Source organism: Mastigocladopsis repens PCC 10914 (assembly GCF_000315565.1).
GTDB classification, from domain to species: Bacteria; Cyanobacteriota; Cyanobacteriia; order Cyanobacteriales; family Nostocaceae; genus Mastigocladopsis; species Mastigocladopsis repens.
In genome coordinates this window covers 1,741,981-1,756,059 of sequence record NZ_JH992901.1, presented here as the reverse complement: position 1 = coordinate 1,756,059, position 14,079 = coordinate 1,741,981, and the positions used below count along the sequence as shown (strand labels likewise).

The following is a 14,079-nucleotide window of genomic DNA, read 5'->3' as shown; positions in this document are numbered from 1 at the left end:
TTAATGACTTAATTATGCTAAAAACAAGCAATATGCAATCAGCAATGGTGAGCAATCGATTTATTATAGGTATAATTGCCTTTGGCGTGAGTTTCGGTCTTAGTCTCGTCCTTAGCTGGGATGTAAGTAAGGCTTTTGTCACAGGTGTCATCACTGTACCTGCTACGTATCTATCGGCATTGTTTGTAGATAAACGCAGAAGAAATCATGAAATGCTCATTTTAGATTCTTTACAAAAACGAATTAGAGAGCTAGAGGGATTAAAGTCTCGGTTTGTTGCAGAAACTAATCAGATTGAAGCAAACAACGCTTTATTGTATGCAGAGTCAAACAAACTCCAAAACCAAGTTTTAGAACGACGGAACCAGAAAGAGACTCTTAGTAGAGAGTTAAGCAATTACGTAATAGAAAAAAAACATTTAGAATCGGAAATCAATTATCTACAAAATGAATTTCATAAATTAGAGAAATCAAAAGTAGAACTCAACAATTCTCTTTCTGCCCTAACAGTAGATAAACGTCGTTTAGAATTAAACTACAATGTATCGCGTTCCGAGATCACTCAACTGCAAACTCAAATAAGTGAACTTCAGCAGCAAAAAGAAGAACTAGAAAGCAACTTAACTCTACTAAATAGACTGAAGCCTCAACTAGAAGAAAAATTGTACGAGTTGCGAGTACAAATACAGGATTTAGAAGTTCAAGGAACCCAGCAAAAACAACTGATTGTAGAGAAAAAAGCTGAAAAAGAACTTATAGAAGCAAACTTGAATTCTTTGCAAACCCAACTAGCAGAACAACGCACACATTTACAACAGTTACAAGAACAAGTTACCTTATTACAAGAGGAACGCGACCAGTTACAAAGCCAAGTTTGGGAACTCCTCTACCAGATGGAAACCCTGACGACTCAAGAACAATTGAATGAGAACAGACTGGAAGATAGCGAAGAGTTCTTCCCTTTCTCAGAATTAGTAGAATTTTTAGAACCAATAGAGACTGCTGATCAGCTAGAAAATTTTTCTGAAGAATGGACTGAATTCGTTGAGCAGCTACACGGTTATGAAATTCAGGTATTAAAAGCTATCCTAGAGCAAAATAATCCTAATGCTGCTATTAAAAAGATTGCTGAAGAAAATATCACCATGCCAAATCTACTGATTGATGCTATCAATGAACGTGCTAATGATACTATAGGTGAATTAATAATTGACCCAAGTTCTGAAAATCCAGAAATTCATCAAGAATATATGACTAATGTGAAAAAAGTGATTGCAATGTATGAGGACAAAATGGCTGGGCAAATCTCATCAAAATAAATACTAATACCATACTCTCTTTCTCTTGTTTAGTCTGGAAATGCTTTCACCATAGGGTCTACTTGTGGTAAATTGCAGAAGGCAGTAGCCCTCTAAATGTGCTTTCCTGCCCTAGTGTAGGAACGAGAAAAGTGAGGTGCAGCAATCTACAATGACAAAGCTCAAAATCACAAAAAAAGTATCCACTGCTTTGATAAATTCTCTAGGTGCGGGGGTCGTCCCAAGAGTGGGACTCGAACAAATAGCAGTAGGACGGGAAAAAGAACTCAAAAGTTTATTGCAGAATCTTGATGACATAGCAGAAGGGGTAGCAGCATTTCGCTTTGTAATCGGCAATTACGGTTCAGGCAAAAGCTTCATGCTGCAACTGATTCGCAACCGTGCTATGGAACAAGGTTTTATCGTAGCTGATGCTGATTTATCTTGGGAACGCCGACTAGCAGGAGGCAAAAATGAAGGGTTAGCAACATATCGAGAATTAATGAGTCACCTCGCCACAAAAACTCGTCCTGATGGTGGTGCGTTGGTATCTATCTTGGAAGGATGGATTAATAAAATCCAACAAGAAGTGGCTAAAGAAACCGGAATGCGTCCCAACGACGATGGTTTTGATGACCAAGTTGAAGAGAAAATTAGGGAAATTGTTCAGTCTATTGAAGACTTAGTTCACGGATTTGATTTTGGCACTGTTATTGTTGCTTATTGGCGCGGCTACCGCTTAGATGATAATGATTTGAAAAATGCTGCACTGCGATGGTTGCGGGGAGAATTTAGCACTAAAAGTGAGGCAAAAGCAGCCTTGGGAGTACGTATCATCATTGACGATGAAAGTTGGTATGACTACATCAAACTAACAGCTAAGTTTGTTGCTGAAATTGGCTATAAAGGTCTTTTAGTTCTACTTGATGAAGCTGTACATTTATACCAGATATCTCCTACAGTGACTCGTGAAAAAAACTACAATAGACTGCTGGGGATGTTCAATGACACTATGCAGTGTAAGGCAGAGCATCTTGGCATTTTTATTGGTGGTACCACAAAATTTTTAGAAGATCCAAATCGGGGTCTTTTTGCAGATGCTGCTTGGCGAAGACGCACACAGGAAAGCCGTTTTGCCACTCAAGCAGGTGTTCAGGAACAGATGGGACCTGTGATGCGGCTTAATCCCCTAACAGAAGAAGAAATCCTCAAACTTTTGCAAAGCTTAACAGAAATTCACGCTATCAACTTTGGCTATGAAAAGATATTAACAACTCGTCATTTGAAAGATTTTGTTAAAGAAATCGTCAACCGCTTGGGTGCAGAAGCTTTGCTAACTCCAGGTGAAATTGTACGGGATTTTATTAGTGTTTTAAATATTGTTTATCAAAATAAAAATATTTCTTTTAATGAACTCATTCATGGTGCTAATTTTAAACCTACAGTAGTGGGTAAAGATGTAGATGTGGATGAGGAGGATGCGGAGGAATTTAGTTTATGAAATGAACCTTACAAGATATAGAGGAAGCATAGTTGTAGGGTTCGTTAAGCTCATCCTGTCGATGTATAGGTAAAATATGAGTGATGCTATATTTTCCAGACTCGCCCCCTTTATTCAAGAATATATTTACAATCACAAGTGGACTGAATTAAGAGCAGTTCAAATCGAAGCTTGTCAAGTTATCTTTAATACTGATGCTCATTTGCTCGTTGCTGCTGGGACTGCTTCAGGAAAAACGGAAGCAGCGTTTCTACCAGTATTGACTCTATTACATGAAAATCCTTCTAATACAATTGGCGCACTTTACATTGGTCCTATTAAAGCTTTAATTAATGACCAATTTGAACGTCTCAATAATTTATTGAGAGAAGCAGATATCCCAGTTTGCCATTGGCATGGTGATGTCAGCCAAAGTCATAAAACCAAGCTTCTTAAAAATCCTCAGGGTATTCTGCAAATTACCCCGGAATCTTTAGAAAGTTTGTTAATTAACAAACATTATGAGTTAGTGCGTTTGTTTGGTGATTTGCGGTTTGTCATCATCGATGAAATTCACGCTTTCATGGGTTCGGAACGGGGTTGTCAGATTCTTTGTCAATTGACACGTTTGGCAAGGCTGACGCAAACACAACCGCGAAGAATTGGTTTATCAGCGACTCTCGGTGATTACTTATTGGCAGAAGAGTGGTTGCGTTCTGGGACTGATAAGTCGGTGATGACTCCGAAAATTGAGGGGGGTAAACGTCAAATTAAACTTGCTGTGGAGCATTTTTATATTTTTAAAACGAACCACACAGACGCACAGACAGGAAAACAGGAGATAGAAGCAAGTATCAGTGCATATGATAGATATATTTTTAATCTGAGTAAATCGCGTAAGTGTCTGATTTTTGCTAATAATAAATCGCAGACGGAATCTGTCATTGCATCTTTGCGTCAAGTAGCTGCTGAAGGAGGGTATCCCGACATTTATTATGTGCATCACGGTAGTATCTCTGCGAGTTTGCGTCAAGCGGCTGAAGCTGCTATGCGCGAACCGAATCATCCAGCGGTGACTGCTGCTACCTTGACTTTAGAATTGGGTATAGATATTGGTTATTTAGAGCGAGTTATTCAGTTGGAATCGCCTCTTTCTGTTGCTAGTTTTTTACAGCGGTTGGGACGTACTGGAAGAAGAGGTGAAGCTGCTGATATGCGGTTTGTTTGCGCTGAAGAGGAAGTATCACCAGAAGCATCATTACCGGAACAAATTCCTTGGCAACTTTTGCAATGCATTGCAATTATTCAACTTTATTTAGAAGAGCGTTGGATTGAACCGATACAACCCCTAAAATACCCTGTAAGTTTGCTATATCATCAAACAATGAGTATTTTAGTCGCAATGGGAGAACTTTCACCTGCTGCTCTTGCTAAACAGGTTTTAACTCTACCAACTTTTGCTGCTATTTCTCAAGAAGATTTTAAACTATTGCTGCGTTATCTCATTGATATCGACCATATTCACCTCACTGAAGAAGGTAAATTAATCATCGGTTTGGCTGGGGAAAAGGTGGTGGGAAAATTTCAGTTTTACGCTGTCTTTCCTGATAACCAGGAATATGTTGTTAAGCAAGGAACGACAGAAATTGGCAGTATCGTCACGCCATCTCCTGTGGGAGATCTATTTGCATTAGCTGGTAAAACTTGGGAAGTTATAGATATTGAGTTTAAAAAAAAGGTTATTTTAGTTAAGCAGGTAGAGGGTAAAGCAAGTATTTATTGGCGCGGTGGTCGTGGGACGATTCATACAAAAATTTTGCAACGAATGCGACAAGTGCTGTTTGAAGATGTAGAGTATAGCTATTTACAAAAAAATGCTTTAGAACGTTTACAGTCAGTTCGTGAATTAGCAAGAGATGCTGGACTAGATAAACGTCATATTTTGCAATTAGAAAAAGGTAAATGCTGCATTTTCCCTTGGATAGGTAGTGTCGCTTACCTCACCCTGGAAAGATTACTAAACTGTTTTTGCCGCGAGTCGTTGGAAATCAGCAGTATGAGTGGCGATAATCCTTATTTTTTGACTATTAAATTAACTCCAAAAAAAGCTAAATATCTTTATTCAGAGATTCTTTCCTTATGTGAGCAAAGAATAAAAAATGAGGATTTACTTAGTCATGCTGAAGCCCCACAAATCCAAAAGTATGATGAATTTATTCCTTACCCACTTTTACGTAAAGCGTTTGCCAATAATAATTTAGATATGTCAGAACTGAGACAGCAAGTAGCTCTTTGGGAAAGTTATAATAATTAGCATTTCTACTTAAACTTCCTAGGCATCTTGGTGAAAGCTTGTAGTAGGGACTTTAGCCCTTAAAATCTTTTCTATGAGCGGCTAAAGCGCTTACTACAAATTGCAGATACAATAACCCTCAGTAGTTCACCCTAACCATAGAAACCCGGTTTTGTAAAGAAACCGGGTTTCTGATAAGCTAATGACTACTTAGCGCCCATTTCTTGTACTGCGCTACGAGTAAAATCAATTCGCTGCTCAAAATCCAAGCCTTTAATTTTATTTACAAAATCGTTAGTTTCTTCAGGCAACTTATAGTCAGAGGGTACTTGAGTAACAGTACCATCTTCCATAGCTCGTGCCAGTCTGAGCCACACATCCAGCTTACCGCTAGAACTCAAAGCTTTATAGGAGTGGCTAACATCGCTATTTGCACCAGCAACGATATCGCGCTGTGCTTGAAGCTGTTGTTCCTTGGGTAGTGCTGCGATTGTGTCGTATAAAGCTGCAGCGGTGTCTTGTGCAGAAGTCTGGTTTGCTGGTGTCAGTTGATCTTTGATGTCTAGGTAGCCGAACCACAGCAAAGCTAGCTGTGTATCCGCATCAAAGCGGCGAAACTGTTGTACAGATTCTTTTGTTGTTGAGTCGCTAGTGAAAGTCATAAAAATCTCCAATTGCTTACTGAATACGCAGTTGCCTACATTACTGAAATGGTTTATCAGCAACTGCTTTACAACGCTTAATAAACATTTAATAAATTAAGCATTGGAGATTAACCCCGCCATAGACAGAAAAGGTGATACTCCCAGAGGGAGGCGCTCCACAGGAGCGATCGCAGCTTAAGACAGATGTAAATAATACATTCTTAGTTAGAAATGTGCTCACTGTTACAGAAAAACTGAAATTATAATTTAATTTTTTAAACCCATACAGCTTTAGGCAAGATAATTTGCCCATCTTTAATGTAAGTAGAGATTTTGCAATGCAACATCTCTACTTAGTGATCTCGCAGAATTCCGATACCAGCTTTTCTTTCTATGTAATCTGCCAAGCTGATAAAATCATCACGCGGATAGGACTTTCCCCCAATCAAGTCAAAGGCTAATCGGCTAGCGGGGTTTTCTGGGTTTTCCAGAATATGTATTCCCCAGTAATAAAGTTGTTCACTAGCACGAATACAAACTTCTTTTGGGTCTATACAATGAAATTTATTATCTGTTTTGATAATGTCTTTATATGTCTCGTAATAAACTTTTCTGAGAAGGCTTAATTTCTGAAAGCCAGGATTTTTGAAGTTATTAACCAGGACAAACAAGTGGGCATTTTTGTTAATGCGACGTATTTCTGTCACAGTATCTCGAATAACTTTACCATGCTTATTTATACCTAATGGATTTAAGGTTGTTGGTATGATGCAATAGTGAAAATTTTCTACTAAATTTGTAGGATTGCGCTCAATTGCAGGCGAACAATCGCAAATAACTATTTTACAATCACGGGCGGAATCTTCATGCCAATCTCTGCCATCAAACACTTCAATCGTTGTTCCCATACCTCTAGGATTAGGAACAAAAACACCATCTCCTACTAGCTTTTGTAAATTTTGTTCTGGATCTAAGTCTACAAGCGCTACATTGAATCCTTGCAGTGCAAATGCTCCAGCTAAATGCCCTGCTATAGTCGTTTTACCGACTCCTCCTTTACAGGTAAAAATGCCAAAATAAATCTTTTTTGAGCCAGTTGAGTCATCATGAGATTTATCTTCATAATCAGCGCCATCTATCCCAACAAGCGTATTTTCCTTGGCAATCCCACAGCGGATTTTAGTATCCTTACCCCAGGATCTAATTAAAGCCAGTGCAGGTCCGCTGAAACCTTTTGTCGTTATGAACAAGCCAAAATTAAATTTTTTACCTTCGTTAGAATCTAAAAAATTAGCAAATTTTAAAAGCTGTGGTGCTGCTACATGGTTTCTTAACCACTTGATCGCAACAGCGCCAACTAAGTGTCCTTTTTTGACAACTAAATCATAACCAGGCTGGTTTGATTTGGTGGTTATAACTGTCCAACCTGCCTTATGGAGAAGTTTTGCTACGTGCTGTTCAAAGTGGATAAAGTCTTTTATGTAAGCAGGCTCCATAGATTTAGTCTAGAGGTTCAGTATAGCTTATAGTAGCTTAAATCACTTTGATGTAAAGACGGAATCTAATTTAAGATTCACAAGAACTTTCATAAATTTTTCAAAAAGTCGTCCAGTATTCTATACTCATTCAGAGATGATTTGTTAAGCTGTAAACGCTGGTAAGAGGAGTGATGTCAGCGCAATGCACTGGTTGTTATCTGGACCTCTAAGCGTCGAAAAGTTGACAGTTCATATTGCAGGGTTGCCAGCATCGTTACAAGGTACGAAGCTGGTACATATGTCAGACCTGCATTACGATGGTAAGCGGCTGTCGGAACAAATGTTGGAAGAAGCGATCGCAGTGAGCAACGAAGCTGAACCTGATTTGGTTCTATTAACAGGCGACTATGTAACTGACGATCCATCACCCATTCATCAGCTGGTGCTACGACTCAAACATCTACAAAGTCGCGCTGGTGTCTATGCTGTACTCGGTAACCATGATATATATTTCGGTCGTTCAAAAGCAGAAGTGACAGCTGCATTAAATAGCATCGATATTAAAGTTCTTTGGAATGAAATAGCTTATCCTTTAGGAAAAGAATTACCACTCGTTGGGCTAGCTGATTACTGGTCACGGGAATTTAACCCTAAAGCTGTGATGAATCAGCTAGATGGTGCTACACCTTGCATCGTACTATCCCACAACCCAGATAGTGCTGAGATATTACAAAAATGGCGAGTGGATTTGCAACTGTCTGGTCATACCCACGGCGGTCAAATAGTTCTTCCAGGAATTGGTCCTGTGGTGATGTACTACAAGAAATTTGTTCGCAAACTTCCTAGAAAAGTGCGGCGATGGGTGCCCTTTTTGCGAGGAGACTGTTCTAAAGTGGTGAAACACTGGGAATGGGCGCAGGGTTTTCACAAAGTAGGAATGAATCAGCTCTACATTAATCGTGGGCTAGGAACTTATTCCCCAGGACGTTTATTTTGTCCACCTGAAGTGACTGTGATAACTTTAACGAGTCATTAACGATTAAACCCCCAAAAGCTACGAGGGATTCATATCAGCAGCTTTCGGCGGTTTATTAAATATAGATGATTGAGACGAGTGAAAAATCAGAGGAAAGTGACTCAACTAAGGTGGACAAGCTTCGCAACCAAACCTATTAACAATTGTGTGTCCTTTATTCAACAGCTAGGCAGGCATTTTTGCTGTCTGTTCAAAAACCTCCAAAACAACTTACTCAACGTCAGGCGAAAACACAATACTACAAGAACACCACAATTGAGAAGTGATTGCGAATTGATTAGAGCGGGAGGCACAGGCTCTAACACTAGGATTTAGAGGAATTTCTAACTTCCATCGTGCCTATGTTTTGAAGGTAGCATCGTCCTGTTGAGACAGGTCTATAAATTTACTAAATTTTATGACGATTAATCCGTCTTAACATTTTCTAAAATTTGTTATAAATATACTCTTTCTTTACAATGTGACTCGAGTTGCGTTTGTTGAGCTAATATGCTATAGAACTTGCAGTCTTGACTAGCTCTACCCGCCTCAATCACAAGGCAATAGCATGACAGTATTATTTCCATTGCCACCAGCAGCTAGCGTCCTACCATCTGGGCTGAAGGCAACACAATAAATCGGCTCTTCAGTCTCTGTGAAACTACGGATTTCTTGTCCTGTATCCACCTGCCAAAGTCTCACCGTCTTGTCTTTACTAGCACTTGCGAGAGTTTTGCCATCAGGGCTGAAAGTTACAGAACAAACATCATCGGAGTGCCCGGTAAGAGTGCGGAGTTCTTGCCCAGTTGAGAGTTGCCAAATCTTAATTGTCTTGTCTGTACTGCCACTAGCCAGAGTCTTACCATCTGGACTGAAAGCAATAGAATGAATTCCTCCCAATTCCTCAGAATGACTTTTAAGAGTCAAAAATTTATTTTCAACCAGATACCAAACTTTGATAGTTTGATCGTTCCTAGCGCCACCACTAGCTAAAATAGTTCCATTAGGACTGAAAGCAACGCATAAAACTTCGTCACAATGCCCATGGAGTGTAGATGTTTCTTTATGTGTATCTATCGACCAAAGTTTAACAGTTCTATCTCGACTGCCACTGGCTAAAGTTTTTCCATCAGGGCTAAACGCAACAGAATAAACCTTTTCTTTATGTCCTCTAAAGGTGCTCATTTCCTTTTCTGTAGAGATATCCCACAACCGAATGGTTTTGTCATCACTTCCACTCGCTAAAATCTTGCCATCAGGGCTAAATGCTAGGGAATTAACTCCTCCAGAACAGGAAAATTCTCCCTTTTCCTTAAGAATGTGGGTTTCGTTGTTAGCTAAATGCCAAATTTTTATAGTTTTGTCATCACTGCCGCTAGCCAATGTTTGCCCATTAGGACTAAAGGCGACAGACATAACAGTATGTGACAGTTCCTTAACAGTATGTGACAGTTCTTTAACAGTGTTTTCTAGTGTTAAATCCTCTGTTGTTGGCGGCAATGTCGGTACAGTCACAACGGGTGTAGAAACTTCATTTGTTGTGTTATTTACCTCAGGCTTCGGGGTTTGCACTAATGTAATTGGAGATAAGTTTGGCACAGAAACGGGTGTAGAAACTTCATTTGTTGTGTTATTTACCTGAGATGGGGTTTGGATTACCGTAATTGGAGATAATGGCGGAGAATTTGTGGGTGGCTTCTTTTGCGAGACGGGTGTTGATGATTTAGTCGTTGCTTGAGGTTGCTGAGGCTTGAAACCTTCTGGTTTCTTTTTTCTCTCTAACCCATTTTGGTATTGCTGCTTTATCTGCAACAACTCTTGTAGTTCCGTCTGAAGTATGGCGATCGCGTACTGAAATTCCTGTATCTCTTTTTGAGTATTTGTACTAAGTTGTTGCGTGAGGGCGTCGAGTTGAGTTAGATGTTGTCTAATCTCATCAACATTTTGTTCCTGCTGGGTTCTTTGTAATGCCTGTATCTGCTGCTGAGTGTATTGATTCAATTGCTGTGCAAAGGAGTCCAGTTGAGAAAGGCGCTGATAAAGTGGGTCAATCTGCTGTTGCGTCGTTGTACTCAACTGTTGCGTGAGAGTGTCAAGTTCAGCCAGGCGTTGTCTAATAGCATCAATATTTTGTTCTTGCTGGGTTTGTTGTAATTCTTGTATCTGCTGCTGAGTGTATTGACTCAACTGTTGTGTCAACGCATCTAGTTCTGCAAGGCGCTGATAAAGTGGGTCAATCCGCTGTTGTGTTGTTGTCCTCAACTGTTGCGTGAGGGTGTCGAGTTCAGTCAGGCGTTGTTTAAAGGAGTCGAAATTTTGTTCTTGCTGATTCCGCTGTAATTCCTGTATCTGTTGTTGAATTTGTGTCCTTATCTGTTGGAAAGAAGCATCAAATTCTTCAAACCGCTGTGTAAAAATATTAACGTCTTGCTGCTGGTTCTTTCGTAATTCCTCAAGCTGCTGTTCAGTTGTTGCACTTAGCTTTTGAGTGAAAGTATCAAAGTTTGCCAGCCGCTGTCGCAGTGGGTCAATGAGTAGATCCAGTTTGTTAATTGTTGTTTGTTGATGCTGCTGGGTTAAATACTTTAACCTTTCCCGATTAGCGACGTTCAAGCAAACTGTCATCGTCAAGGGAGCAGCTGCATAAACCATCTGTTGCGTGACAGCCGCTGTGACTAATCCTAGTGCAGAGAGGGAGAGGGTGGCGTATTCGCTAACTTCTAACCAGTGGAGTTTGGTCATAGTAGGTTGACTGCTGTGCTTGGTTCTCGAAGAAAAAAACAACTGGAGGGGGTAACGCGATTTCACCCTCACGGGTTCGCCAGTTACCTGCGACGGAGAGAAGTTGTCAGGAGGGTTTCCTCTTTTGCAAGCTTCGGAGAAACCCGTCTATGGGAGTTCGTGCCACGCAGTCGCGTTTGTTAACGCGACTGCGTGCGCTTTGCGCTTAGAGCGCTGGACTCACTCACCTATTCTCATCTTCTTCCAATAAATTTCTCGAAACTATGCTGATCATTTCTTATGTCAATGAGCCATGACAAAAACAAGTGCATTGATGGGTAGAGACTTTATCAGAATCATCGATTGAACCTTAGCAAGCACTTTATCCACCGCCAAAACCTTTCTAAAAGGGATTTGAGCTTTGATTTGTGTCGGGACGTGCTGGAGTGTCTTGATGATGGCGATGCAGAATCAGCCTGTTTATTGTTCAACTTCCCTTCCATCTGTGCAGCTTTGTTTAAATCTGAGTTGGCTCGATATTCATATCCCAGTAGGGAGCAGATAAAGCCACGGTATTTGTATGCTTCAACGTAATTAGGATTGAGGCGAATTGCATGAGTAAAGTCTGCAAGTGCTTCCTCGTATCTTCCTAGTTTTGCATTCTCTGCTCCCCAGTTGTAGAAAATTTCAGCATTGGAGCTATTTGCATAAATTTTTGTTTCTTGTGTTTGACCAAGCTCATTTGCAGAACTGGGCAGATAATATCTCAGCTTGTTGTAAGCCTCGTTGATTTGTTTAATTTTTTCTTCTGCTTCCTGTTTTTTCTGGGGATGGGAAAACTGATCAGGATGCCAAATCTTAACTAGTTTACGATAAGCTTGCTTAACCTGTGCTGCCGATGCACCTGGTTTTAGTCCCAGGATAGAGTAGGCATCATTTATGTTAAGGCGATCGCTCATACTGGGAAATAGGCAGCAAGGTAAATCTATGTTAACTATTCCCATAAACTCTCATCATTCCATTCAAACACCCCACAGTGCTTACCACTGGGATGGTAGTAGCCGTCGCTTCTTTGAAGGTTGGTATTACCGCGTCACTTTGCCCACAGAAGGTCAAACTTTTGCCTTCATGTATTCTATGGAAGACCCCATCGGCGGTAAACCCCATAGTGGCGGTGCAGCACAAATCCTTGGCCCCAATGATGAGTATCTGTGCCGGACGTTTCCGGATATCAGCAAATTTTGGGCGAGTCGTGACGTTTTGAGCCTGGGTCATTGGGGCAAAACAGACCTACAAATTCAACCTCTCTACCTACTACCACCCGAGTTTGAACGCCATGTTCAAGAAGGCTATCAAGCAACAGCCACCTTGAATCAGGGCGCAATTCACGACCCAGCGACTGGTCGTTACTGTCGTTGGCAGTATGAAATTCACCCTATCTACGGATGGGGTGATAAAGGAAGTATTCAACAATCCACCGCAGGTTGGCTGTCATTCTTGCAGATTTTTGAACCCGGATGGCAAATTTTGATGGCGCACGGCTTGGCTTCTGGTTGGATTGACTGGAATGGCAAACGCTACGAATTTACCAACGCCCCAGCTTACAGCGAGAAAAATTGGGGAGGCGCTTTTCCTCAGAAATGGTTTTGGATGAACTGCAATAGCTTTGAAGGCGAAGGCGACCTCGCCCTGACTGCGGGTGGCGGGCGGCGTGGTGTTTTGTGGTGGATGGAATCAGTAGCCATGATTGGCATACACTATCAAGGCAAGTTCTATGAATTTGTGCCCTGGAATTCGGAAGTACACTGGGATATTCAGCCTTGGGGTAGATGGCAAATGAAAGCGCGAAATTTGCAGTACGAGGTTGAGGTAACAGGAACTACCGATTTACCTGGTACTCTTTTACGTGCGCCAACAGCCAACGGTTTGATATTTTGCTGTCGTGACACCATGCAGGGACAGTTAAATTTAGAACTGGGAGAATTAGGTATTGGAAAAAGAAAAATTATCCTGAAAGCACGTACTTTTCTGTGTGGATTAGAAATAGGCGGCGAACCCTGGGATAATTCTTGGCAGTCCCACTAAAACTGCTATTATACAAAATAGTGGTTATTATTTGGGGCTGTAGCTCAGCAGGATAGAGCGAGCGCCTCCTAAGCGCTAGGTCGCCGGTTCGAATCTGGCCAGTCCCGTCGTCTCATAAATTCGATAAAATCGTCGGGAAAGCTTTGTATCTGTTTAAATAGCGGGTACAATCGTCCTTTGAATCTGGAGATGTTTGTGATTTTTAGGCACAGATAATACCAAATCTGCGTCTATGACCTCTAGTCACCTCGATCACATTGCAAGTCGCGGTTTGTCAAAAAAAGTCCGTCTCAGCGGACTTTAGAAAACAGAGGTATCTACACCAGATTTGGTATGAGCACTCATGCAACTGAAAAATGACTCAAATACAAATTTGAGTAAATTTTTCAGGACTCTGATAATCTTCATTATTATTCGTTTTAAGGAAAAATCTCTGTTCAAGCAACCGAAGTGATAGACCCTTGAAAAAGACAGGATTTAAAGGTATTTCTTCTCGGTTTATGCTCCTAGCCCTACCACTGATGATGTTGTGGGGTTATAAGGAAATTCAAAGCCAATTTGTCCAGCCCCAAGCAATTTTAGTCTTGGGTGGTTCAACATCTAAATTAGAGCGAGAGAAGTTTACAGCAGATTTTGCCCATAAGTACCCGAATTTACCTATCTGGATTTCTGGAGGTAGTCCTCCGAAGATAACTAGACAAGTATTTATCAAAGCCGGAGTCGATACAAAGCGGTTGCGCCTAGACTACAGAGCAAACAATACTGTCGAAAACTTCACCACATTAGTAGATGATTTGGAAAAAAGAGACATAAAGAGTGTGTATCTCATTACTTCTGACTACCATATGCGCCGCGCTAAGGTTATCGGTGAAATTATTTTGGGTAGTCGAGGGATTGATTTTAAACCTGTAGCAGTTCCTTCTGAGGGTACTCCCGAACCAATTGAAAAATCCATTCGTGATGGAGTCAGAGCTATAGTTTGGGTAGCAACTGGTTATGGAGATATCAATGAATTTCAAAACAAGCAGTGATTAAATCAGTCAACTTATAGCGCTTCTGGCTTGA

Annotated in this window: 10 protein-coding genes and 1 tRNA gene; 7 read left to right on the top strand and 4 right to left on the bottom strand. The window is 40.8% G+C overall.

The features are described 5' to 3' along the window. Positions 1-14: 14 nt before the first annotated feature. The 3 genes from MAS10914_RS0109955 (at position 15) to MAS10914_RS0109945 (ending at position 5,092) form a co-directional block, all read left to right on the top strand. Positions 15-1,319 carry a tellurite resistance TerB C-terminal domain-containing protein gene (locus tag MAS10914_RS0109955; RefSeq protein ID WP_198014969.1) on the top strand — a complete coding sequence of 435 codons (1,305 nt, stop codon included), beginning with the start codon at positions 15-17 and terminating at the stop codon, positions 1,317-1,319. 151 nt (positions 1,320-1,470) lie between these two features. Beyond that, on the top strand, positions 1,471-2,799 hold the full coding sequence (locus MAS10914_RS0109950) for an ATP-binding protein (RefSeq protein WP_017315783.1): 1,329 nt from the start codon (positions 1,471-1,473) through the stop codon (positions 2,797-2,799). Between the two features lie 76 nt (positions 2,800-2,875). Further along, positions 2,876-5,092 carry a DEAD/DEAH box helicase gene (locus MAS10914_RS0109945; protein ID WP_017315782.1) on the top strand — a complete coding sequence of 739 codons (2,217 nt, stop codon included), beginning with the start codon at positions 2,876-2,878 and terminating at the stop codon, positions 5,090-5,092. A gap of 185 nt (positions 5,093-5,277) precedes the next feature. Here the strand turns inward: MAS10914_RS0109945 and MAS10914_RS0109940 are convergent, their stop codons facing one another. Further along, positions 5,278-5,733, bottom strand: a complete 456-nt coding sequence (locus MAS10914_RS0109940; protein ID WP_017315781.1) for an orange carotenoid protein N-terminal domain-containing protein — start codon at positions 5,731-5,733, stop codon at positions 5,278-5,280. Positions 5,734-6,068: 335 nt separating this feature from the next. Next, a complete protein-coding gene (locus MAS10914_RS0109935) occupies positions 6,069-7,211 on the bottom strand; it encodes a nucleotide-binding protein (RefSeq protein WP_017315780.1) in 1,143 nt (380 codons plus the stop codon). A 184-nt stretch (positions 7,212-7,395) separates the two neighbouring features. Here MAS10914_RS0109935 and MAS10914_RS0109930 point away from each other — a divergent pair, with 184 nt between their 5' ends. Beyond that, entirely contained in the window at positions 7,396-8,229 is an 834-nt protein-coding gene (locus MAS10914_RS0109930; protein ID WP_017315779.1) for a metallophosphoesterase, read from the top strand. A gap of 528 nt (positions 8,230-8,757) precedes the next feature. Here MAS10914_RS0109930 and MAS10914_RS0109925 read toward each other — a convergent pair. Continuing rightward, entirely contained in the window at positions 8,758-10,950 is a 2,193-nt protein-coding gene (locus MAS10914_RS0109925) for a WD40 repeat domain-containing protein (protein WP_017315778.1), read from the bottom strand. A gap of 335 nt (positions 10,951-11,285) precedes the next feature. Beyond that, positions 11,286-11,888: a J domain-containing protein gene (locus MAS10914_RS0109920; protein WP_017315777.1), complete on the bottom strand. Its 603-nt coding sequence runs from the start codon at positions 11,886-11,888 to the stop codon at positions 11,286-11,288. Between the two features lie 28 nt (positions 11,889-11,916). Between MAS10914_RS0109920 and MAS10914_RS0109915 the strand changes: the two genes are divergently transcribed. The 3 genes from MAS10914_RS0109915 (at position 11,917) to MAS10914_RS0109905 (ending at position 14,045) form a co-directional block, all read left to right on the top strand. Further along, complete coding sequence (locus MAS10914_RS0109915) at positions 11,917-13,014, top strand: tocopherol cyclase family protein (protein WP_017315776.1); 1,098 nt, start codon at positions 11,917-11,919, stop codon at positions 13,012-13,014. A 33-nt stretch (positions 13,015-13,047) separates the two neighbouring features. After that, a tRNA-Arg gene (locus MAS10914_RS0109910) sits at positions 13,048-13,121 on the top strand. 393 nt (positions 13,122-13,514) lie between these two features. Beyond that, on the top strand, positions 13,515-14,045 hold the full coding sequence (locus tag MAS10914_RS0109905; protein WP_026082453.1) for a YdcF family protein: 531 nt from the start codon (positions 13,515-13,517) through the stop codon (positions 14,043-14,045). The last annotated feature ends 34 nt before the right edge of the window (positions 14,046-14,079 follow it).